The organism is Streptococcus ictaluri 707-05 (assembly GCF_000188015.2).
GTDB classification, from domain to species: domain Bacteria; phylum Bacillota; class Bacilli; order Lactobacillales; family Streptococcaceae; genus Streptococcus; species Streptococcus ictaluri.
The window spans coordinates 263,561-286,456 of sequence record NZ_AEUX02000001.1; the positions used below are offsets into that span (position 1 = coordinate 263,561).

The following is a 22,896-nucleotide window of genomic DNA, read 5'->3' on the forward strand; positions in this document are numbered from 1 at the left end:
GAAGCCTTGTCAAAAAAACACAAAAAAGAAAATCTCAAAGAACAAGAAGAGGTTCAAGAAGATGTTCTTGAAAAAGAGACCGATTCAACAGAGCTAGAGCAAGAAACTAGTGACGTTACTCCTGAAAAGACAGATTTAGAATTAGCCACTGAACGTGCTGAAGAGTTTGAAAACAAATACTTGCGTGCACACGCAGAGATGCAAAATATTCAGCGTCGTGCCAATGAGGAACGCCAAAGCTTGCAACGTTATCGTTCACAAGACCTAGCTAAAAAAATCTTACCTAGTTTAGATAACTTGGAGCGTGCCTTAGCTGTTGAAAGCTTAACAGATGACGTTAAAAAAGGTTTGGAAATGGTTCAAGAGAGTCTTGTCCAAGCCCTTAAAGAAGAAGGCATTGAAGAAGTATCAGTTGAAAGCTTTGACCACAACCTTCACATGGCTGTTCAAACTCTGCCAGCAGATGAAGAACATCCAGCAGATTCTATTGCTCAGGTCTTCCAAAAAGGCTACAAACTCCATGAGCGTCTTTTAAGACCAGTCATGGTTGTTGTTTACAACTAGGATGCAAAGGACGTAAGCAATCTATGTGAAAATAGAAAATCCTGATTTTCTAAAGGTTTATCTTATTCACTAAGCTTTTGGTCCGTGCTCAACTCATTAATAAAAACACTAAATTAAACATGCGACCGCCAAGTCGTTAAACTAGACTCTAAATAAATTAATAAACGAACTTAAAATTTTGAAAGGAATTGAACGTTTTCAATCGTTGATGTTAAAAGCTTCGCTTTTCTTATCTCCAGATTGAAATAGTCCACTGGACTATTTCAACGTTCTTGGTATCTTATATTATGTCTAAAATTATTGGTATTGACTTAGGTACAACAAACTCAGCTGTTGCAGTACTTGAAGGTACTGAATCAAAAATTATCGCAAACCCAGAAGGAAATCGTACAACACCTTCAGTAGTATCATTTAAAAATGGTGAAATCATCGTTGGTGATGCTGCAAAACGTCAAGCAGTGACAAATCCAGAAACAATCATTTCTATTAAATCAAAAATGGGAACTTCTGAAAAAGTAGCTGCAAATGGTAAAGAGTACACACCACAAGAAATTTCAGCAATGATTCTTCAATACCTTAAAGGTTATGCGGAAGACTACCTTGGTGAAAAAGTAGAAAAAGCAGTTATTACTGTTCCTGCTTACTTTAATGATGCACAACGTCAAGCTACTAAAGATGCTGGTAAAATTGCTGGTCTTGAAGTAGAACGTATTGTCAACGAACCAACTGCTGCAGCCCTTGCTTATGGTCTTGACAAAACAGATAAAGAAGAAAAAATCTTAGTATTTGACCTTGGTGGCGGTACCTTTGACGTATCTATCCTTGAGTTAGGTGATGGGGTCTTTGATGTTTTGGCTACTGCTGGTGACAACAAACTTGGTGGTGACGACTTTGACCAAAAAATTATTGATTTTTTAGTGGCTGAATTCAAGAAAGAAAATGGCATTGATCTTTCTCAAGATAAGATGGCGCTTCAACGTTTGAAAGATGCAGCTGAAAAAGCTAAAAAAGATCTTTCAGGTGTGACACAAACACAAATTAGCTTACCATTTATCACAGCTGGAGCAGCAGGTCCTCTTCACTTAGAAATGAGCTTGTCTCGTGCTAAATTTGATGACCTTACTCGTGATTTGGTGGAACGCACTAAAACACCAGTTCGTCAAGCTCTTTCTGATGCTGGTTTGTCATTGTCAGAAATCGATGAAGTTATCCTAGTTGGTGGCTCAACTCGTATCCCAGCTGTTGTTGAAGCTGTGAAAGCAGAAACTGGTAAGGAACCAAATAAATCAGTTAACCCTGATGAAGTTGTAGCTATGGGTGCGGCTATTCAAGGTGGTGTTATCACTGGTGATGTTAAAGACGTTGTCTTACTTGACGTAACGCCATTATCACTTGGTATCGAAACTATGGGTGGTGTCTTTACTAAATTAATCGACCGTAATACGACTATCCCAACATCTAAATCACAAGTCTTCTCAACAGCGGCAGATAACCAACCAGCTGTTGACATTCATGTGCTTCAAGGTGAACGCCCTATGGCAGCAGATAACAAGACTCTTGGTCGCTTCCAATTGACTGATATCCCAGCTGCACCTCGTGGTATCCCTCAAATTGAAGTGACATTTGATATCGATAAAAACGGTATTGTTTCTGTTAAAGCTAAAGACCTTGGTACTCAAAAAGAACAACATATCGTTATTAAATCAAATGATGGTCTTTCTGAAGAAGAAATCGATCGTATGATGAAAGATGCTGAAGCTAACGCTGAAGCAGATGCTAAACGCAAAGAAGAAGTTGATCTTAAAAACGAAGTTGACCAAGCTATCTTCGCAACTGAAAAAACCATCAAAGAAACTGAAGGCAAAGGCTTCGACACTGAACGTGACGCTGCTCAATCAGCTCTTGATGACTTGAAAGCTGCACAAGAGTCAGGTAATCTTGAAGACATGAAAGCTAAACTTGAAGCATTAAATGAAAAAGCACAAGGATTAGCTGTTAAAATGTACGAACAAGCAGCTGCAGCTCAACAAGCAGCTCAAGGTGAAGAAGGTGCTCAATCAACAGATGCATCAGCAAATGATGATGTTGTGGATGGCGAATTCACGGAAAAATAAAACAGTCCTGTGGACTGTTTTATCCCTCGAGTCTAGAAATAAGAAGCGAGCGGCAAAAAGAGTTCTCTTCAACTATAGTAGGATTCCAAAAAGGCGGGGCGCCTCGCCCCGTCTGTTTTGGCTATCTGCAGCTCAACTCAAAAAGAAATCTTTCTATCATTATTGGATTTCTTGGCAACCATAATAAAAAGACTATCAATTCTTCTACATTAAATTGAAATAGTCTATATTATAGAGAGGAAATGAACCTGCCTTAATGACTTTGTCAAAGAAGGGAGGAAACTAAATATATGAATAATACTGAATTTTATGAACGTCTTGGGGTATCAAAAGATGCTTCAGCAGATGATATCAAAAAGGCATATCGTAGAATGTCAAAAAAGTACCATCCAGACATCAATAAAGAGGCTGGAGCGGAACAAAAGTATAAGGATGTCCAAGAAGCTTATGAAACCTTAAGTGATTCACAAAAGCGTGCTGCTTATGATCAATACGGTGCTGCTGGTGCTCAAGGCGGCTTTGGTGGCGGCGGCTTCGGCGGCTTTGATGGTGGCGGCTTCGGCGGCTTTGAAGATATTTTTTCAAGCTTCTTCGGTGGCGGAGGTGGTATGCGCAATCCGAATGCCCCACGTCAAGGAGATGATTTGCAGTACCGCGTTAACCTTTCTTTTGAAGAGGCTGTTTTTGGTGCTGAAAAAGAAGTTACCTATAACCGTGAATCCACTTGTAGTACATGTGCTGGATCTGGAGCGAAACCAGGTACAAGCCCTGTGACCTGTCGCAAATGTCATGGTTCAGGTGTGATTAATGTAGATACCCAAACACCTCTTGGTATGATGCGTCGTCAAGTTACCTGTGACGTCTGCCATGGAAGTGGCCAAGAAATCAAAGAACCATGTCAAACCTGTCACGGTACTGGTCATGAGAAAAAAGCACACAAGGTATCTGTTAAGATTCCAGCAGGGGTAGAAACAGGTCAACAAATTCGCTTGCAAGGTCAAGGAGAAGCAGGCTTTAATGGTGGGCCTTATGGTGACTTGTTTGTCATTTTAAATGTCTTACCAAGTAAACAATTTGAACGAAATGGCTCAACTATTTATTACAACATGAATATTTCTTTTGTTCAAGCCGCTCTTGGAGATACTGTTGATATTCCAACTGTTCACGGGGATGTTGAAATGGCAATTCCAGCAGGAACCCAGACTGGAAAAACATTCCGATTGAAAGGAAAAGGGGCTCCAAAATTAAGAGGTGGAGGTCAAGGTGACCAACACGTTACGATTAATATAGTTACCCCAACCAAACTGAATGATGCTCAAAAAGAGGCTCTCAGAGCTTTTGCCCAAGCTAGCGGAGATAAAACAGTTAACCCTAAGAAAAAAGGCTTCTTTGATAAAGTGAAAGATGCCTTAGAAGACATTTAAATAAAGAAGACAGAAAATAAGCAAAAGCTCTTAGAATTATTTTTCTAAGGGCTTTTTGCTGTCCATAGATTTGAGTCACTCACTTTGGAGATTCATAGACTCTAAATTCCATAAAAACCTAAACATTTTGTCTATAAATCACCTTTTAACTCTTGTTAAAAGTTAAATAATTAGGTATGGTTATTATTATAATTAAGTTTGGTTAAATTTAAACAAAAAGGAGTTTTTTGATGTCTCAAAATAAAGAAATTTACGGTATTCGTAAACGAAAAGTTTGCGGTGCTTGTTCAGTTCTATTGGCAACAGCTTGCTTTGCTATTTCAATGGGTGCTTCAGTTAGTGCGGATGAATGGGCAACGTCCAATCCAAGTGAATTAAAAGTAGTAGCGCAGGAAGTTGATTACACTGATGAGATCTTGGGCAATAGCCCAGATATTCTATCTGAAAGTCAATTATATCAGGGTTATCAAGAAGGTCTAGTATTTTCCAAAGCAGGAATTTCTGATACTATGATACCTCATGATGGTAGTGGAATTGTGATTGCAACTGTAGACTCAGGGGTTGATGAAACCCATAAAATCATGCGTTTGGATCCGACTGCTAAGATTAAGTTAGCCCCTCAAAGTGCTGAATTTTCGGATAAAATCCCCTTCCGTTATGATTTTTTAAGTGGAGATACCGATTTAGCTGATGACTCAACGGAACATGGCATGCATATTGTCGGTGTTTTGGTGGGTAATGAAGAAAATGGATTTAAAGGAATGGCACCTAATGCACAGCTTTTAGCATATCGAACATGGAGTGAGGATAGCCGTGAAGGGTTCCAAGAGGATTATCAATTCTATGCCATTGAAGATGCCTTGGCTAAAGGTGCAGATATTATTAGTTTAAGTATTGGGGAAGTTGGTAGTGGTCGACAGGATGATGTTTGGTATGACATTGTCAAAAAAGCAAAAGAAAAAGACGTCATCATCACTGCTGCTATGGGTAATTATGGAACGGCTGCTACAACTAATTCTTTTGATAAATTTGTTAATCAAGCCTACTCACTTACAGATGATTCTACTATTGTATCTTTAGCTGCAAACCCAGATGTGTTAGCTGTTGGATCATATTATGACACTTATATGAAATTACCTCACTTTAAAGCCTGGGGCATGTCATTTGCTTATGAGGACTTAAACTGGCATAACTATGATTTATTTAAACGCAAAGAACAAGAAGAAATTACCTTTAATGATGCCGTTCTTTATTGGAATAAGACGACAAATGATAATATTAAAGATAAAATTGTCTTAATTGATCGTAATCAAGAAAAAGTCTTTGACCAAGTTTTAGAAGTCATGAAAAAAGATCCTAAAGGCATTATCATGATTAATGCAGCAACTCCAACAACCCTTGGAAATTATGAATCAATTCCAGAAATAAGAAGTGCGACATTAGATGATCAAGGGGACTATTTTGAGCGTATTTGGGCTGTTAGTGTCTCGTACAAAGATGGACAACTCTTGAAAAAATTGATTAATCAAGCTAATCCCCAAGGTATAAGCTTCGATAAGAAGGTTCAGAGTACTCGTGTTTTTGATTATCCTGGTATTTCTGGCTTTAGTTCTTGGGGAGCTAGCCCAGATTTAGGCTTGAAGCCTGACCTAGTTGCCCCAGGTGAAAATATTTGGTCAACGGCAAATAAAGATGTCTTTTTCAATATGAGTGGTACCTCTATGGCATCGCCTTATGTGGCTGGGGCCAGCACGCAGCTGTTACCAAAAGAAAAAGCCCTTTTGCAAAAAGAAAAAGCTCTCTTAAGCCATAACCGTATCATTGATTTAAATAAAATTATCTTGCAAAACACTGCAGATATTCTCAAGGACCACACAGTTCCTGCGGGTCAGCCTCTTTTAGATTACTCCCCAAGACGTCAAGGTGCTGGAGCTCTTAATATTGATAAGGCACTAAAAACTAAAGTTTTAGTCACTTATGAAGATACCAAGGGAGCTGTTGACTTAAAAGCTTTCATTGATAAACAGAAAGAATTTACGGTTGTCTTAAAGAATTTCTCTGATAAGACTCAAGGTTTTGAGATTGATCCTGGTCAGGTTTTAGGCAAGGTACTTTACAAGCAAGAGCGTAAAATGGGAGATGAGTCCTTCACCATTGATAGTATCCACTCACGTATCATTTCTCAAGCTTCTGTGGGAATGGACAAAGTCCTACAGCTTGCTCCTCATAGTAGCTTATCAGTCATAGTTAAACTTGATTTAGGACAAGCTAAGTTAGGAGAATTTGTTGAAGGATTTATAAGATTTAAATCAACAGATAAGAGTCAGCCAGACCTCAACATTCCTTATATGGGATTCTATGGGGATTGGAATGCGGAAGCTATTGTTGACCCACCAGGTTGGGATCCAGCAAGTAAAACTAAAATGACTGGTTTGATGAAAGAATACCCAACAGGTCTAGACGTCTTTGATATCTTACCATGGGGTGTGGACTACGACGAATGGAAAGCAACTAAAGATAAAACCAAGTTGATCCCTAATCAAGCATTTAATGTCATGCAATCTCACGGTGGTAGTGACAAACATGCTAAAATGAGAATTAGACTTAACTTTATGCGTCATGCTCAAGACTATCAAGTTGATGTCGTGACTTCTCAAAACAAAGAAGCAGATACCATTTTGAGAACATTGAAAAAAAGTCACTATCCGGTTAAATACATGGAAAGTGCTTATCGAGAGTATCCAGATTGGTATTATAAAATTTATAATAATTATGATCCCGATTTAGAATGGGATGGTGGTCTATATGATCCTAAAACACATGAATCAGTTCAAATCAAAGATGGTAACTACTATATTCGTGTGAAGGCAAGACTCACCAGTCAGTCTCCTTGGCAATATACCTATATGCCATTTAAAGTGGATAATAAAGCACCAGAAATTAAGATTGACCACAAGTCTGAAACAGAAATTCAATTAAAAGTGACGGACGAAAATTTACATTATGTGGCAGTCGTCACCAAAGATAGTGAGCCTGTTAAACTTATCGCAGAAAAAGATGGCTTATACAAGGTGAACCTAGAAGACTATAAAGATAGAGAATTAAGAATTCTAGCCATTGACTATGGTGAAAACAAAGGGTTGATTGATATTAATGGTGAAGAAATGGATGTTAAAAGCCATGAAGCACTAAAATTCCTCCATGTCGATAAGAAAATCATTGCTGCTAATGGACATAAGAAATTAGTTAAAAAAGGTGGTCACTCGATCTTTGGGTTCGATTTGAGTTCTTCGGAGGCTTTAGATGACTCGGATGATGAAGATGAAGATCTTGATGATTTAGAGGAGGACGACGAAGAAGAAACTGAGTCTGGCCGACAATCATCAACTAAAAAGGATACTTCAACTCCATCGACTGAGAAAAATGATGAAGATGATTTAGAGGATGAAGAAGACCAAGAGACAACTTCAGAAGACGACGAACAAGTCTCTGATGACTCTGATAAGGATGACAATGATCCTAAGCATTTTGAATCTGGTGGAGATATTGCTGATTCAGAAAACAAGATGCCTGGACTTATAGAAGCAAATAGCTCAGAAGTCGTAAAAATTGAAGAAGATGAGAAAGGGAATCATTTCAGAATTTTTAAGCTGCATGTTCGACCTGGGCAAAGAGTAGTCGTTACAGCAACTAATGCCATGCATAATCTTAAAACTGGACAACCAATTACAGAATCACATTGGTCACAGACATATACCGATCAAACAGCTAAAGGCCAATGGGATCAAGACGTGAGAGTGCCAATATTTGAAGGAAGTAATACTATTAATGTGTCTGTCTTCTATGAAGGTAAGAAAATTTTTGCGCGTGGCTATGGTGTGAAATTGGATACCAAGATTCCAGACCTAAAGATTGATAACAAAAATATCGATTTTATTGCTGATTGGAAAACAGCCGATTCCGATGATGGCGATGAGGTTGTTGGAACTATCAGAACGCGCGATGGTATGGTCAATTTAGCTGGAACTATTGAAGATTTACAAGATGGCTGGTTCCTCTACATCAATGATAATATGGTTGATAATGTCGTTCATTTAGGTGAATTTGGGCAGCAATACCATAACAATAAGCGGAATTGGACATACTCACAACAAATGGCTCATAATGATTATGTCAAACTAAAAGTTGAAGATAATATGAAAAATGCCAAAGAATATATTTTTAAAGTGATTGTTGATCCAGAAATAAAAGACGAGTTACCTTTGTCTCTCCCAATGAAGAAATCAGAAAGTAAAAAAGTCAAGCTCTAAGCTAAAATCCAGTCAGAGTCAAAGTGAAGATGAACTCATATGAGATAACAAGCACAAAGACCAATTAACCTAACTTGATGTTAGGTCTTCTAAATTTGAACAAAAGTTTAAAGTTTACTATTGCTCTAATAGTAGAGAGCCTAGCCAATAGTAAACAGGTTCAAGTGAGTTTGCTTATCTCAAATATTATCGACAAGCCTAATCATGATAACTTAGATGCAACAAGGCTTATTAAAACGTTACCAAAAACTGGTGAAAGTGCTAGCACTTTTGGCTTTCCTGACAGGGTCTTACCTTTTTTACAGGCAAAAATAAGAGAGTGAAGTAAAACAAAAAGAGAATCATTTGATTCTCTTTTTTGAAACCTGAATTCTCTACAATCATAGGTTTAAATGAAAATCAAACCAAGGACTCAATAGTATTGGCAATAGTGAGAGTAGAGTTAAACATAGCAATAAGTAGTAACTTTTAATAGCTTCAAGAGCTTTAAGTTGTAGAATAAAGTAATAAGATAGAGCAAAGCTAGAGAATATGAAAATATATAAAATCAGAAGGGAGAGCATAAAGTTTGTCTCAAACGATAAAGAATAGCCTAACATCATTCCTAAAGGAAAACTCGCTAAAATGAGGAAAAAAGGAAGGATAAATAACCATTTACGATATAAAATAGAGACCAAAATACCAATAAGTCCAATAATAGGATTAATGCACAATGAAACGATAGTAAACAAATGGTTTGGGAATAGCCATTTAATATCCAAGTAAAAGCAGATGGTAAATAGTATAAATCCCAGATTCAGCAGGTAGGTTAGACTAATAGATAGTGATTTTTGTGACATCTTTTTCCCCCTTTCTTTTTAGTATAACAAAATAAAACGGTTTCATAAATATGGATATCGATTTTAACTTGTCAAAATCAAAAAACTATTGTATGATATTCTAGTAATTAATTTGATACTCAAATAATTTTATTATGAAACAACTTTACTTTCAAATGAAAAGAGGATAGCAATGACTTTCGAGAATATTACCTTTGTGATTGAAGATGATCTTGCCACTTTAACCTTGAATCGGCCGGAAGTGTCTAATGGGTTTAATATTCCTACTTGTCAGGAAATTCTAGCGGCTATTGAGATGGTGGCCAAAAATGATACCATTCGTTTTTTGCTTATTAAATCAGAAGGAAAGGTTTTCTCTGTTGGTGGTGATTTGGTCGAAATGCAAGCTGCTGTTGAAAGAGATGATGTTCAGTCTTTGGTCAGGATTGCAGAATTGGTTCAAGAGATTTCTTTTGCCATTAAGCAATTACCAAAGCCCGTTATTCTTTGTGCCGATGGAGCAGCTGCAGGAGCAGCCTTTAATATCGCTTTAGCGGTAGATTTTTGTATTGCTAGTAGACAGACTAAATTTATTCAGGCTTTTGTGAATGTTGGGTTAGCTCCAGATGCAGGAGGGCTCTTCTTGCTCACTCGTGCAGTTGGTCTCAATCGTGCAACCCATTTGGTTATGACAGGTGAAGGCGTTACAGCTGAAAAAGGACAAGAGTATGGCTTTGTTTATCGGGTTGCAGAATCAGATAAACTAGAAAAAACTTATCTTCAGTTGCTTAAACGATTACGAAGAGGTTCTTCCAATTCCTATGCAGGAATGAAATCCTTAGTATGGCAAAGTTTCTTTGCAGGTTGGGAAGACTATGCACGTCTAGAATTGCAAATTCAGGAAGAATTAGCCTTTAAAGAAGACTTTAAAGAAGGTGTCAGAGCTTATGGAGAAAGAAGACGTCCGAATTTCCAAGGCAAGTAATCTCTTTTAGCTTGCTAAATAGTTTGAACTCTGATATACTTTGATTATCAAACTACATTGCTTGGGAGGTGTTAACTTGGAATACAATGAGATTAATCAATACTTGGTCGGGATATTCAATAGAATTTTAGTGATTGAAGAAATGAGCTTAAAGTCCAGTCAATTTAGCGATGTGTCGCTAAAAGAAATGCACACTATTGAAATTATCGGAAAATATGATCAAGTGACCCCTAGCGATATTGCTAGAGAGTTAATGGTTACCTTAGGCACCGTCACAACAAGCTTAAACAAACTAGAGGCAAAAGGTTACATTGAAAGAAGGCGCTCTAGTTCAGATAGAAGGGTTGTCTACTTATCGCTAATCAAACGCGGACGCCTCTTAGACCGTTTGCATGCCAAATTCCATAAAAACATGGTAGGTCATGTGATTGCGGACATGAATGAAGAAGAGATGCAGGCACTTTTAAGAGGATTGAAAAACTTGCATCACTTTTTGGAGGATTTGATTTAATGGCTTTTTCAAAAATAAGTCAGTCTGCTCACTATGTTCCTAAACAGGTTGTTACAAATAAGGACTTATCACTTATTATGGAGACAAGTCATGACTGGATTGTCAGCCGTACAGGGATTGAGGAGCGTCACATTTCAGAAGATGAAATGACCAGTGATTTAGCCAGTAGAGTAGCTGAGCAATTGTTGAAAAAAGCCAATCTATCTGCGCAGTCAATTGATTTTATTATTGTTGCGACCATTACCCCAGACGCTAGCATGCCTTCAACAGCAGCACTTGTTCAGGAAAAGATCGGAGCTGACAGAGCCTTTGCTTTTGATATGGCAGCGGCCTGTAGCGGTTTTGTCTTTGCTCTTGCTATGGCAGATAAGTTGATTACTTCTGGTAGCTATCAAAGAGGAATGGTCATTGGAGCTGAGACCCTTTCAAAAATATTGGATTGGAAGGATCGCAACACAGCTGTCTTGTTTGGTGATGGTGCAGGAGGTGTATTGCTTGAGGCGAGTCAAGACCGCCACTTTCTTGCAGAATCTTTGCATACGGACGGTTCCAGAGCTAGTCATTTGACTTCTGGTCAGACGGGACTTAGTTCCCCTTATACTAAGGCAATTGAGGTCAATCCTTTTTTACAAATGGATGGACGGGCTATATTTGACTTTGCTATCCGTGATGTCTCTAAAAGTATTAAGGACATCATTGCTCAGTCAGATTTAGCAAAAGAAGACTTGGATTACTTGCTCTTACACCAAGCCAATCGTCGTATTTTGGATAAAATGGCTCGCAAAGTAGAGCTGCCAAGAGACAAGTTTTTGGAAAATATGATGCACTATGGAAACACTAGTGCAGCTAGCATTCCTATTCTCTTGTCAGAGGCTGTCCAAAGTGGACATATTCGATTAGACGCTAGTCAACATATCCTCCTCTCGGGATTCGGTGGAGGTTTGACATGGGGTAGTCTAATTGTTAAAATCTAGTTATATCAGGTGCCTAGCACATTTATAAAAATAAATTCATATTTTTTAAGGAGACATAAAAATGGCAGTATTTGAAAAAGTACAAGAAATCATCGTTGAAGAACTTGGTAAAGAAGCAGAAGAAGTGACCTTAGAGACAACTTTTGATGATCTAGATGCAGATTCACTTGATGTTTTCCAAGTTATCTCAGAAATCGAAGATGCTTTTGATATCCAAATTGAAACAGAAGAAGGCTTAAACACTGTAGGTGACCTTGTTGCTTACGTTGAAGAAAAAACAAAATAATAAGGCAAGGTTGTGCTAACTGAAGTGGTTATTATTTGCTGCTGATAGTTGCAGCATCCATTAATTAGGCCTTATTTCATTAGTCAAACCGTTGGGGTGAGATTAGAACTTCTTTTAAGATCTAGCTCGCTCTTTCTTCTTATTATAATAGTTTGATTATCAAATTATTCTCCTTATTGTTATAGAAGGTTATTATGAAAACACGTATTACAGAATTACTGGATATTGAGTATCCCATTTTTCAAGGAGGAATGGCTTGGGTAGCTGATGGCGATCTTGCTGGTGCTGTTTCAAATGCTGGGGGACTTGGTATCATAGGTGGTGGCAATGCGCCTAAAGAAGTGGTTAAAGCCAACATCGATCGCGTCAAAGCCATCACAGATAAACCCTTTGGTGTTAACATCATGTTACTATCACCATTTGCAGATGATATTGTTGACTTGGTGATTGAAGAAGGGGTCAAGGTCGTTACTACTGGTGCTGGAAATCCCGGGAAATACATGGATAGACTGCATGCAGCCGGCATAACGGTTATTCCAGTTATCCCTAGTGTGGCTTTAGCAAAGCGTATGGAAAAGCTTGGTGTGGATGCTGTTATTGCTGAGGGAATGGAAGCTGGTGGCCATATTGGTAAATTGACCACAATGACTTTAGTTAGACAAGTGGTGGATGCTGTTTCCATTCCTGTTATTGCAGCGGGTGGTATTGCAGATGGACGCGGAGCAGCAGCTGCCTTTATGCTGGGGGCACAAGCCGTTCAAGTAGGAACCCGCTTTGTTGTCGCTAAAGAATCTAATGCTCATCAAAATTTTAAGGATAAGATTTTAAAAGCAAAAGATATCGATACGGTGGTTTCGGCTCAAGTGGTAGGACATCCAGTACGTTCTATTAAAAATAAATTAACCTCAGCTTATGCCAAGGCCGAAAAAGAATATCTGACAGATCAAAAATCAGCAGCAGATATCGAAGAAATGGGTTCTGGCTCACTAAGAAATGCTGTTGTGGATGGTGATGTGGTCAATGGCTCTATTATGGCTGGTCAAATTGCTGGTCTAGTCAAAAAAGAAGAGAGCTGTGAGACTATTTTGAAAGATATTTATTATAGTGCTGCACAGGTCATTCAAGAAGAGGCTAGACATTGGGCTGCTGATTGGCCAAAAGTTAGCGAGTAAGAGAGTAAAGAGGTGAAAAAATGACCAAAACAGCCTTTTTATTTGCAGGACAAGGATCACAAAAGCCAGGAATGGCCAGAGATTTCTATGACCAATTTGCAGTAGCCAAAGAGGTATTTGAAGAAGCTAGCCAGCTTTTAGGATACGACTTGCGTCATATCATTGATCATGAAGCGGATCGTTTAAACCAAACGGTTTACACCCAACCAGCTGTCTTAACCACTTCAATTGCTATTTACCGTGTCTTAGAATCTTTGGGACAAAAAGCAGATATGGTAGCAGGTTTATCATTAGGAGAATACTCTGCCTTAGTGGCTTCAGGAGCTCTTGATTTTGCAGATGCCATTAAGCTTGTCGCTAAGCGTGGGCGATTTATGCAAGAAGCTGCTCCAGTAGGCTTTGGAAAAATGGTTGCGGTTCTTAATACGGACGCAGTCCTGATCGAAGAAGCTTGTGATAAAGCTTCTGACTTAGGAGTGGTTTCACCAGCTAATTATAATACACCAGGACAAATTGTCATTGGTGGGGAGAGTGAAGCAGTTAATGCTGCACTTGTGTATTTAAAGTCTAAAGGAAGCAAACACTTGATTCCTTTAAAGGTTTCTGGACCTTTTCATACTACCCTCCTTAAAGAAGCCAGCCAACGCTTAGCGAAAGAGCTTGAGCAAGTGACTTTCAAACCCTTTCAGATTCCTTTAGTAGGAAATACTGAAGCAGCTATCATGTCACAAGAAGCCATTCCAAGTTTGTTGGCGCGTCAAGTCATGGAACCTGTTCGTTTTTATGACTCTATTGATACCTTAAAAAATCTTGGCATGACAGAAGTCATTGAGATTGGGCCTGGTAATGTTTTGGCAGGCTTTATGAAGAAAATAGATAAACAAATCCCTTGTAGCACTATTGATGATGTTGATAGTCTGCAGCTTTATTTAGAAAAATAAAAGAGGAAAAATATGGAAATTAAAGGAAAAAATGTCTTTATTACAGGCTCAACTAGAGGAATTGGTTTAGCCATTGCTCATCAATTTGCGGCCTTGGGCGCTAACATCGTTTTGAATGGACGCTCAGCCATTTCAGAAGACTTGTTGTCAGAATTTGCAGATTATGGAGTGACAGTGGTTCCTATTTCAGGGGATGTGTCACAAGAGGCAGATGCCAAGCGTATGATTCAAGAAGCGACAGAAGCTCTCGGGTCAGTAGATATTTTGGTCAATAATGCTGGCATCACTAATGACAAATTACTTTTGAAAATGACAGAAGAAGACTTTGAACGTGTCTTAAAAATCAATCTGACAGGTGCTTTCAATATGACACAATCGGTCTTAAAAGCCATGATTAAAACTCGTCAAGGGGCGATTATTAACCTTGCTAGCGTAGTTGGACTAACAGGAAATGCTGGACAAGCTAACTACGCAGCTTCTAAAGCTGGTTTGATTGGTTTTACCAAATCAGTTGCTCGAGAAGTCGCAGCTCGCGGAGTTCGTGTCAATGCCGTAGCACCAGGTTTTATCGCTTCAGACATGACAGAGGTGCTTTCTGATAAAATGCAAGAACAGATTTTAGGCCAAATTCCCATGAAACGTATCGGAAAAGCTCAAGAAGTAGCTGAGTTGGTAGCTTTCCTAGCTGGCCAAGATTACATGACAGGACAAGTAATAGCCATTGACGGTGGCATGACAATGCAATAGAGACAAGAGGTATTCACATGACAGTTAATAGAGTTGTTGTAACAGGTTACGGTGTCACTTCACCAATCGGGCACAGCCCAGAGAGCTTTTGGTCGCATTTAAAAGAAGGCCATATTGGGATTGGTCCTATTACCAAATTTGATACTAGTGATTTTGCAGTTAAAAACGCAGCAGAAATTCAAGATTTTCCTTTTGACACCTATTTTGTCAAGAAAGATCTGAATCGCTATGACATGTATTCCTTATATGCCCTCTATGCTTCTTTAGAAGCTGTCAAAAATGCTAATTTAGATTTAGAGACTCTTGACTCAGACCGCTTTGGTGTTATTGTGGCTTCAGGAATTGGCGGCATTCAAGAAATTGAAGAACAGGTTATTCGTTTACACGAAAAAGGTCCAAAGCGTGTCAAACCGATGACACTACCAAAGGCCTTGCCCAATATGGCTGCTGGGAATGTAGCCATGAAGTTGAAGGCACATGGTGTCTGCAAATCTATTAACACTGCCTGTGCTTCTTCTAATGACGCTATTGGAGACGCCTTTAGAGCTATCAAGTTTGGCCTTCAAGATGTCATGATGGTAGGTGGAGCAGAAGCAGCTATTTCAAAATTTGCTATTGCGGGCTTCCAAAGCTTAACAGCTTTATCAACAACAGAAGATCCAAAGCGTAGTTCGATTCCTTTTGATAAAGATAGAAATGGATTTATCATGGGTGAAGGATCAGGAATGCTTCTTTTAGAAAGTCTAGAGCATGCCCAAAAACGTGGTGCTAATATTCTGGCGGAAATTGTCGGTTATGGAAATACCTGTGATGCTTACCATATGACTTCTCCTCACCCAGAAGGACTAGGCGCTCGTAAAGCTATTAAGTTAGCCCTAGAAGAAGCTGGAATTGAGGCTGATGCTGTAGATTATGTTAATGCCCATGGCACATCGACTCCGGCTAACGAAGCAGGTGAGAGTCAAGCGATTGTAGCAGTTCTTGGTAATGAGGTACCTGTTTCATCAACCAAGTCCTTTACCGGTCATTTATTAGGAGCAGCTGGCGCGGTTGAAGCTATTGCAACTATTGAAGCTATCCGTCATCAGTATATTCCAATGACAGCAGGGACAAAGGCTCTATCAGATGATATTGAAGCTAATGTCATTTTTGGACAAGGAAAAGAAGCTCAGTTAGATTGTGCTATTTCCAATACTTTTGGATTTGGTGGCCATAATGCTGTACTAGCTTTCAAACGTTGGGAGAATTAAATTGAATATTCAAGAAATCAAGGACCTGATGGCTCAGTTTGATGCCTCTAGTCTAAGAGAATTTTCAGTCAAAACGAGCGAAGGAGAGCTGACTTTTAGTAAAAATGAACAAACAGTAGCTCCCTTACCGCTAACAACAGAAAGGCATCATCCTAATCAAGCTCAAGCCCATTCTTCACAGGAAGCATTTATAGAAACTACACCTCAAGCCTCGACTCCAACTGAGGCAGCTCCAGCTCAAATCAGTGAGGGGGATTTGGTGGAAAGTCCTCTTGTGGGTGTTGCTTACTTAGCTTCTGGCCCTGATCAGCCTGCTTTTGTGTCTGTAGGTGATAGTGTTTCTAAGGGACAGACGCTGATGATTATTGAAGCTATGAAAGTAATGAATGAGGTGCCAGCTCCTTGTGATGGTGTCATCACAGAGATTTTGGTATCAAATGAAGATGTAATTGAATTTGGACAAGGATTGGTACGTATCAAGTGATGGATATTAGAGAGATACAAGAGGCTTTGCCACATCGCTATCCCATGTTGTTGGTTGATCGGGTTCTTGAGGTTTCAGAGGATCAGATTGTAGCGATCAAGAATGTAAGCATTAATGAACCTTTCTTTAATGGTCATTTTCCGCAATATCCTGTTATGCCTGGAGTCCTTATTATGGAGGCTCTTGCGCAAACAGCAGGTGTTTTGGAATTGGCAAAAGGTGAAAACAAGGGCAAATTAGTGTTTTATGCTGGTATGGACAAGGTTAAATTTAAAAAACAGGTTGTGCCAGGAGATCAATTGGTCATGACAGCTAAATTTGTCAAACGTCGTGGCACGATTGCTGTGGTTGAAGCCAAGGCAGAGGTTGATAGCAAATTAGCAGCAAGTGGCATATTGACCTTTGCTTTAGGGCAATAAAAGGGACAAAGTTCTGTGGAGGAAGAGAAATCTAATGTTTAAAAAAATCTTAATTGCCAATCGTGGTGAAATTGCAGTTCGTATCATTCGAGCTGCTCGTGAGTTAGGCATTTCCACAGTTGCTGTTTATTCTGAGGCAGATAAAGAGGCCCTTCATACCATCTTGGCCGATCAAGCGATTTGCATTGGTCCAGCACGTTCAAAAGATTCTTATCTCAATATGAACTCGGTCTTGTCTGCCGCTATGGTGACAGGAGCACAGGCTATTCATCCTGGATTTGGTTTTTTGAGTGAAAACTCTAAATTTGCGACCATGTGTCAGGAAATGAACCTCAAGTTTATCGGTCCTTCAGCAGCAGTTATGGATAAAATGGGTGATAAAATCAATGCCCGTTCTGAAATGATTAAAGCTGGTGTCCCGGTCATTCCAGGTTCAGACGGAGAAGTCTATAATGCCAAAGAAGCGTTAGAGATTGCTAATCGGATTGGCTATCCCGTTATGCTAAAAGCCTCTGCTGGTGGTGGGGGCAAAGGCATTCGAAAGGTAGAGTCAGCAACGGATTTAGAAAGTGCTTTTAATGCGGCTAGTCAAGAGGCACTTGGAGCCTTTGGCAATGGCGCCATGTACTTGGAAAAAGTGATTTATCCGGCTCGCCATATTGAAGTTCAAATCCTTGGTGATGCTCAAGGTAACATCATTCACCTTGGTGAGAGGGATTGTTCCTTGCAACGAAACAATCAAAAGGTATTAGAAGAAAGTCCCTCTATTGCGATTGGCTCTAGCTTGCGTGAAGAGATGGGACAGGCCGCTGTTCGAGCAGCCAAAGCTGTTGCTTATGAGAATGCTGGTACCATTGAATTTCTTTTGGATGAAAGCAGTGGACAATTCTACTTCATGGAAATGAACACACGTGTGCAAGTAGAGCATCCCGTCACCGAATTTGTAACAGGTGTGGACATTGTTAAAGAACAACTAAAGGTAGCTGTTGGTTTGCCTTTAGCTTATAAGCAAGAAGACATCACTATTACAGGTCACGCCATTGAATGTCGTATTAATGCGGAAAACCCTGCCTTTAACTTTGCCCCTAGCCCTGGTAAAATTACCGACCTATATTTGCCAAGTGGGGGTGTGGGGCTTCGAGTAGATTCTGCCGTTTACGGTGGTTATACAATCCCACCTTATTATGATAGTATGATTGCCAAGGTTATCGTACATGGTGACGATCGTTTTGATGCCTTGATGAAAATGCAACGAGCCCTATATGAGCTTGAAATTGAAGGTGTTGTGACCAATACCGATTTCCAATTAGACTTAATTGCAGATAAGCAGGTAATTGCAGGCGACTATGATACTTCCTTTTTAATGGAAAGTTTCTTGCCTTCTTATAATCAAGACTAGGAGTGCTTATGGCTTTATTTAGAAGAAAAGATAAATATATAAGAATTACTCCCAATAATGCAGTGAAAAGCCCTGCTAGCCAAAATGTCCCAGAAGTCCCAGATGAATTATTTGCCAAGTGCCCTGCTTGCAAACATATGATTTATCAGAAAGACTTGGGCCCTGCTAAGATTTGTCCAAATTGTTCCTATAATTTTCGCATCTCTGCCCAGGAGCGCTTAGCCTTAACCGTTGATGAGGGGAGTTTTCAAGAATTATTCACCACCATTGACAGTAAAAATCCCTTGAATTTTCCAGGTTATCCTGAAAAACTGGCTAAAACTAGAGAAGCTACTGGTTTACATGAAGCCGTCATGACTGGAAAAGCAAGTATTAAAGGGCAAGAAGTCGCTCTTGGTATTATGGATTCTCATTTTATCATGGCTAGTATGGGGACAGTAGTGGGTGAAAAAATTACCCGTCTCTTTGAATTGGCTATGGAAGAAAAATTACCAGTTGTCCTTTTTACAGCTTCTGGAGGTGCCAGAATGCAAGAAGGTATTATGAGCTTAATGCAAATGGCTAAAGTCTCTGCAGCTGTTAAAAGGCATTCTAATGCAGGTCTCTTTTACTTGACAGTCTTGACGGATCCAACGACAGGTGGTGTTACAGCTAGCTTTGCTATGCAAGGTGATATTATTTTAGCGGAGCCACAGTCACTGGTTGGATTTGCAGGACGACGCGTGATTGAAACCACGGTAAGAGAAAAGCTACCAGAAGGCTTCCAAAAAGCAGAGTTCCTACAAGAGCATGGTTTTGTGGATGCTATTGTCAAACGTACAGACTTGCCTGAAAGAATTGCTTTTCTACTAGCTTTTCATGGAGGTGGCAAATGACAGATGTGTCTAGAATTTTAAAAGAAGCGCGTGATCAAGGACGCTCAACTACCCTAGACTATGCGCGTTTTGTTTTTGATGACTTTATGGAACTACATGGTGATCGGCAATTTGCTGATGATGGGGCTATTGTGGGAGGTATTGCCTACCTTGAAAATCAGGCGGTTACCGTCATTGGTATTCAAAAGGGCAAGAATTTACAAGATAATCTAGCAAGAAACTTTGGACAACCCAATCCAGAAGGTTATCGTAAGGCCTTACGCTTGATGAAACAGGCTGAAAAATTTGGTCGTTCCGTCATTACCTTTATCAATACAGCAGGTGCTTATCCTGGCGTCGGTGCTGAAGAACGCGGGCAAGGTGAAGCGATTGCTCGAAATCTCATGGAGATGAGTGATTTAAAAGTTCCTATCATTGCTATTATTATAGGAGAAGGAGGCTCAGGCGGTGCTTTAGCTCTTGCTGTGGCTGATCAGGTTTGGATGCTAGAAAACACCATCTATGCTGTTCTCAGTCCAGAGGGCTTTGCCTCTATCTTATGGAAAGATGGTAGTCGAGCAGCTGAAGCGGCAGATTTAATGAAAATCACAGCAGCAGATCTTCTTGGTTTAGGGGTCATTGATCGTATCATTCCTGAACGTGGCTACTTTTCGAGTGAAATTATCGCCAACATGAAGACTCAGCTGATCTCGACCTTAGCTGATTTAAAGGCTAAGCCTCTAGACTCACTGTTAGCTGAGCGCTATCAACGCTTCCGAAACTATTAACAAAATCCTTACATGATTTGTATCTCAATAGCTTAGCCCCTTAAACTAAGTTATTGCGTTCATGTCATGTAAGGATTTTTTAGTTTAGAGAAGAAACCGACAAAAAACCATTGCTGCTTTATGCTAGCAATGGTTTCATTTTCTTAAGGGGCTGTAATGACTTCTTGTCCCCCCATGTATGGGCGAAGAACTTCTGGGATTGTAACAGAGCCATCTTCGTTTTGGTAATTTTCAAGGATAGCAGCAACGGTACGACCAACAGCAAGGCCTGAACCATTGAGGGTGTGAAGTAATTTCACCTTGCCATCAGCTTCGTCACGGTAACGGATTTGAGCACGACGCGCTTGGAAATCTTCTGTATTTGAACATGAAGAAATTTCACGGTAGGTATCTTGAGCTGGAATCCAAACTTCTAAGTCATAGGTTTTGGCAGCTGAGAAGCCCATATCTCCTGTACATAATGTAATAACACGGTATGGCAAGTTAAGTTTTTGGAGAATGTTTTCAGCATTAGCTGTCATTTTTTCCAATTCTTCATATGATTCCTCAGGTTTTGCAAATTTAACCATTTCTACTTTGTGGAATTGGTGCAGACGAATCAAACCACGTGTGTCACGCCCTGCAGAACCTGCTTCTGAACGGAATGATGGACTCATGGCAGTGAAGTAAATTGGCAAGTCTTTACCTTCCAAGATTTCCCCACGATAGTAGTTAGTCAAAGGAATTTCAGCTGTTGGAATGAGAACGAAGTTAGTGTCTTTTAATTCAAAGGTATCTTCTTTGAATTTTGGATATTGTCCTGTACCAAACATAGAATCATGATTGACCATGTAAGGGGTGATGATTTCTTGGTAGCCTTCTTTGATATGTTCATCTAACATGAAGTTATAAAGTGCACGTTCAAGGCGTGCTCCTAGGTTTTTATAGAATAAGAAACGTGCACCAGTTACTTTAGCTCCGCGTTCCCAATCTAGAATATCTAGGTTTTCTCCAAGGTCCCAGTGAGGTTTAGCTTCAAAATCAAATTGACGTGGAGTTCCCCAACGACGCACTTCAACGTTTTCGTCTTCATCAGCTCCTACTGGTACAGAATCGTGTGGTGTATTTGGTAAGACAGTAATAATGTCTGTCACTTGTTGGTCAATGTCAGCTAATTCTGCATCAATGCCTTTAATTTGGGTTGATAGAGCTTGCATTTCTGCGATTTGTTCAGAAGCATCTTCTTTGTTGCGTTTAGCTTGGGCAATGGCAACAGATGATGTGTTACGCTCAGCCTTTAATTCTTCAGTTTTGACTAGCAAAGCGCGACGTTTTTCATCTAGACTTTTAAGCTTGTTGAGTACCTCTTCAGAAACTCTACGATTGTTTAGTTTAGCTGCAACGGCTTCAAAATCGTTACGAATGCGTTTAAGATCTAACATAAGACTCTCCTTTAAAATAAGATAATGACTGGTTGGGTGAAGATGATTGGAAAATCATTTCACGCAAGAATAGAAAAAAGCACAGATTATGATTCTGCTGGAGCGCTTTAGCGCGGTTCCATCCAGCTTCACATCTGTGCACTTAATTAGTTATGAGATTAAAACACGGTAGAATTTCATACAAGCTCTCTATCTGTTCGCAGCAACCACAGACTTTCTGAAAGAAAGGATTATATTACTTATCCGATAGCACTATTATAACAGAAATGGTGAAAAAGTAAACTTAAAATAAGAAAATTCAACTCAAAGATAGCCAAATTAGTTAATGGGTAAAGCAACTTATGGTAAACTAGTCTTATGTTAGAAACAGATAAATGTTTAAAAAGACGACATCACTATGGTTTGGACTTATTGCGTATTATTTCCATGTTTATGATTGTGATTACGCATGTCTTGGGAAAGGATGGCCTAAGGTCTTCTGTAGAAGGACAAACCGACGCCTATTTTATTATGACTTGGTCTATCCAGGTACTTGTTTATGGAGCCGTTAATTGTTACGCTTTGATTAGTGGTTATGTGGGGATAGGATCGACCTACAAGTATTCTAAGCTGGTCAGTATCTGGGTTCAGGTATTTTTCTATAGTTTTAGCATCACTCTTTTGTTTGCTCTATTTGGTTTTTCAGTTACCTTGGAAAATTGGAGGCAGGCCTTCTTTCCCATTGTCAGTGGTAATTATTGGTATATTACAGCTTACTTTGCTTTGCTCATTTTCATGCCAATCATTAATGCCGGTATCCTAGCCTTATCTGATAGGCAACTAAAACATATTGTTATTCTTTTGTTCACTGTTTTTTCACTCTTACCGGCTTTGATGAATAACAGTGTGGCAGAATTTTCCCTTAGTAAGGGCTTTGAAATGACTTGGCTACTGATTCTTTATATTATTGGAGCCTACTTAAAGCGAATTGACTTATCTTATTTCAAGAGTCGCTATTTACTGATGGTTTATGCCTTATCCTTGTGTGTGACCTATGCCATGAAATTTATGGTTGGCAATATCTGGTACTGGTATGTATCACCTAGTTTGACATTAGGAGCCATTGCCTTGTTTATTCTTTTTGCCAAATGGTCCATTAATCCTAAGAGTCTCTTAGCTTATCTGATTTTATTAGTATCGCCAACGACATTGGGCATTTATCTGGGGTATTTGCATCCTCTTTTAGTAAAATTTGTGATCCGAGATTTTGCAGAACCTTTTGTAAACACACCAATCTTAATTTATCCCTTATTGATTTTTGGCGTCAGTAGTCTGATTTATCTCTTAGCTTTTTTAGTGGAGAAAGGGCGGATGACACTGTTTCATTATTTAGGTTTTCACCGTTTCTTAGCTTGGGTAGATATTAAAGTCCCTTTTGCAGATAAAAAAAACTGAG

20 protein-coding genes are annotated in these 22,896 nt (G+C 39.4%); 19 read left to right on the top strand and 1 reads right to left on the bottom strand.

Annotated features, from left to right (window positions below; translation table 11 throughout):
* Positions 1-6 precede the first annotated feature (6 nt).
* The 18 genes from grpE (at position 7) to STRIC_RS01325 (ending at position 20,040) form a co-directional block, all read left to right on the top strand.
* Complete coding sequence (gene grpE, locus STRIC_RS01235; RefSeq protein ID WP_008087015.1) at positions 7-564, top strand: nucleotide exchange factor GrpE; 558 nt, start codon at positions 7-9, stop codon at positions 562-564.
* A 287-nt stretch (positions 565-851) separates the two neighbouring features.
* Positions 852-2,678, top strand: coding sequence for a molecular chaperone DnaK (gene dnaK, locus STRIC_RS01240; protein ID WP_008087132.1), 1,827 nt, complete (start codon positions 852-854; stop codon positions 2,676-2,678).
* Between the two features lie 290 nt (positions 2,679-2,968).
* Positions 2,969-4,102, top strand: coding sequence for a molecular chaperone DnaJ (gene dnaJ, locus STRIC_RS01245; RefSeq protein ID WP_008087244.1), 1,134 nt, complete (start codon positions 2,969-2,971; stop codon positions 4,100-4,102).
* A 230-nt stretch (positions 4,103-4,332) separates the two neighbouring features.
* Complete coding sequence (locus STRIC_RS01250; protein ID WP_008087050.1) at positions 4,333-8,412, top strand: S8 family serine peptidase; 4,080 nt, start codon at positions 4,333-4,335, stop codon at positions 8,410-8,412.
* 95 nt (positions 8,413-8,507) lie between these two features.
* Positions 8,508-8,735, top strand: coding sequence for a hypothetical protein (locus tag STRIC_RS01255; RefSeq protein WP_156033565.1), 228 nt, complete (start codon positions 8,508-8,510; stop codon positions 8,733-8,735).
* A gap of 688 nt (positions 8,736-9,423) precedes the next feature.
* A complete protein-coding gene (locus STRIC_RS01265) occupies positions 9,424-10,215 on the top strand; it encodes an enoyl-CoA hydratase (RefSeq protein WP_008087145.1) in 792 nt (263 codons plus the stop codon).
* A gap of 76 nt (positions 10,216-10,291) precedes the next feature.
* Positions 10,292-10,726, top strand: a complete 435-nt coding sequence (gene fabT, locus STRIC_RS01270) for a fatty acid biosynthesis transcriptional regulator FabT (RefSeq protein WP_008087178.1) — start codon at positions 10,292-10,294, stop codon at positions 10,724-10,726.
* Positions 10,726-11,700, top strand: a complete 975-nt coding sequence (locus STRIC_RS01275; protein ID WP_008087289.1) for a beta-ketoacyl-ACP synthase III — start codon at positions 10,726-10,728, stop codon at positions 11,698-11,700. The genes fabT and STRIC_RS01275 overlap by 1 nt, the downstream gene beginning before the upstream one ends.
* A gap of 61 nt (positions 11,701-11,761) precedes the next feature.
* The gene (locus STRIC_RS01280) at positions 11,762-11,986 is read left to right on the top strand and encodes an acyl carrier protein (protein ID WP_008086972.1); all 225 of its coding nucleotides are present in this window, start codon (positions 11,762-11,764) and stop codon (positions 11,984-11,986) included.
* Positions 11,987-12,180: 194 nt separating this feature from the next.
* Positions 12,181-13,158, top strand: a complete 978-nt coding sequence (fabK, locus tag STRIC_RS01285; protein WP_008087063.1) for an enoyl-[acyl-carrier-protein] reductase FabK — start codon at positions 12,181-12,183, stop codon at positions 13,156-13,158.
* A gap of 20 nt (positions 13,159-13,178) precedes the next feature.
* Positions 13,179-14,099: an ACP S-malonyltransferase gene (gene fabD / locus STRIC_RS01290; RefSeq protein WP_008087372.1), complete on the top strand. Its 921-nt coding sequence runs from the start codon at positions 13,179-13,181 to the stop codon at positions 14,097-14,099.
* Between the two features lie 12 nt (positions 14,100-14,111).
* Positions 14,112-14,846 carry a 3-oxoacyl-[acyl-carrier-protein] reductase gene (gene fabG, locus STRIC_RS01295; RefSeq protein WP_008086937.1) on the top strand — a complete coding sequence of 245 codons (735 nt, stop codon included), beginning with the start codon at positions 14,112-14,114 and terminating at the stop codon, positions 14,844-14,846.
* A gap of 17 nt (positions 14,847-14,863) precedes the next feature.
* Positions 14,864-16,096, top strand: a complete 1,233-nt coding sequence (fabF, locus tag STRIC_RS01300) for a beta-ketoacyl-ACP synthase II (protein ID WP_008087059.1) — start codon at positions 14,864-14,866, stop codon at positions 16,094-16,096.
* Position 16,097: 1 nt separating this feature from the next.
* Positions 16,098-16,580, top strand: coding sequence for an acetyl-CoA carboxylase biotin carboxyl carrier protein (gene accB / locus STRIC_RS01305; protein ID WP_008087142.1), 483 nt, complete (start codon positions 16,098-16,100; stop codon positions 16,578-16,580).
* Complete coding sequence (fabZ, locus tag STRIC_RS01310; RefSeq protein WP_008087322.1) at positions 16,577-16,999, top strand: 3-hydroxyacyl-ACP dehydratase FabZ; 423 nt, start codon at positions 16,577-16,579, stop codon at positions 16,997-16,999. The genes accB and fabZ overlap by 4 nt, the downstream gene beginning before the upstream one ends.
* A 34-nt stretch (positions 17,000-17,033) precedes the next feature.
* Entirely contained in the window at positions 17,034-18,398 is a 1,365-nt protein-coding gene (locus tag STRIC_RS01315; protein WP_008087020.1) for an acetyl-CoA carboxylase biotin carboxylase subunit, read from the top strand.
* Between the two features lie 8 nt (positions 18,399-18,406).
* Positions 18,407-19,273, top strand: a complete 867-nt coding sequence (gene accD, locus STRIC_RS01320; RefSeq protein WP_008087130.1) for an acetyl-CoA carboxylase, carboxyltransferase subunit beta — start codon at positions 18,407-18,409, stop codon at positions 19,271-19,273.
* Positions 19,270-20,040, top strand: coding sequence for an acetyl-CoA carboxylase carboxyl transferase subunit alpha (locus STRIC_RS01325; RefSeq protein ID WP_008087180.1), 771 nt, complete (start codon positions 19,270-19,272; stop codon positions 20,038-20,040). The genes accD and STRIC_RS01325 overlap by 4 nt, the downstream gene beginning before the upstream one ends.
* Positions 20,041-20,183: 143 nt before the next feature.
* On the opposite strand, the gene serS is transcribed toward STRIC_RS01325, so the two are convergent.
* Positions 20,184-21,461 (bottom strand): serine--tRNA ligase, encoded by a 1,278-nt coding sequence (serS, locus tag STRIC_RS01330; protein ID WP_008087376.1) that lies wholly within the window; start codon positions 21,459-21,461, stop codon positions 20,184-20,186.
* Positions 21,462-21,818: 357 nt separating this feature from the next.
* On the opposite strand from serS, the gene STRIC_RS01335 reads away from it, so the two are divergent.
* Entirely contained in the window at positions 21,819-22,895 is a 1,077-nt protein-coding gene (locus STRIC_RS01335; protein WP_008087226.1) for an acyltransferase, read from the top strand.
* Position 22,896 lies beyond the last annotated feature (1 nt).

Bases quoted from the DNA above. Each gene is read 5' to 3' on its own strand.
- accD (WP_008087130.1), top strand. From the start codon at position 18,407: ATGGCTTTATTTAGAAGAAAAGATAAATATATAAGAATTACTCCCAAT.
- STRIC_RS01265 (WP_008087145.1), top strand. From the start codon at position 9,424: ATGACTTTCGAGAATATTACCTTTGTGATTGAAGATGATCTTGCCACT.
- STRIC_RS01275 (WP_008087289.1), top strand. From the start codon at position 10,726: ATGGCTTTTTCAAAAATAAGTCAGTCTGCTCACTATGTTCCTAAACAG.
- STRIC_RS01335 (WP_008087226.1), top strand. From the start codon at position 21,819: ATGTTAGAAACAGATAAATGTTTAAAAAGACGACATCACTATGGTTTG.
- serS (WP_008087376.1), bottom strand. From the start codon at position 21,461: ATGTTAGATCTTAAACGCATTCGTAACGATTTTGAAGCCGTTGCAGCT.
- dnaK (WP_008087132.1), top strand. From the start codon at position 852: ATGTCTAAAATTATTGGTATTGACTTAGGTACAACAAACTCAGCTGTT.
- fabF (WP_008087059.1), top strand. From the start codon at position 14,864: ATGACAGTTAATAGAGTTGTTGTAACAGGTTACGGTGTCACTTCACCA.
- STRIC_RS01315 (WP_008087020.1), top strand. From the start codon at position 17,034: ATGTTTAAAAAAATCTTAATTGCCAATCGTGGTGAAATTGCAGTTCGT.
- fabG (WP_008086937.1), top strand. From the start codon at position 14,112: ATGGAAATTAAAGGAAAAAATGTCTTTATTACAGGCTCAACTAGAGGA.
- STRIC_RS01280 (WP_008086972.1), top strand. From the start codon at position 11,762: ATGGCAGTATTTGAAAAAGTACAAGAAATCATCGTTGAAGAACTTGGT.
- STRIC_RS01250 (WP_008087050.1), top strand. From the start codon at position 4,333: ATGTCTCAAAATAAAGAAATTTACGGTATTCGTAAACGAAAAGTTTGC.
- fabD (WP_008087372.1), top strand. From the start codon at position 13,179: ATGACCAAAACAGCCTTTTTATTTGCAGGACAAGGATCACAAAAGCCA.
- fabK (WP_008087063.1), top strand. From the start codon at position 12,181: ATGAAAACACGTATTACAGAATTACTGGATATTGAGTATCCCATTTTT.
- STRIC_RS01325 (WP_008087180.1), top strand. From the start codon at position 19,270: ATGACAGATGTGTCTAGAATTTTAAAAGAAGCGCGTGATCAAGGACGC.
- dnaJ (WP_008087244.1), top strand. From the start codon at position 2,969: ATGAATAATACTGAATTTTATGAACGTCTTGGGGTATCAAAAGATGCT.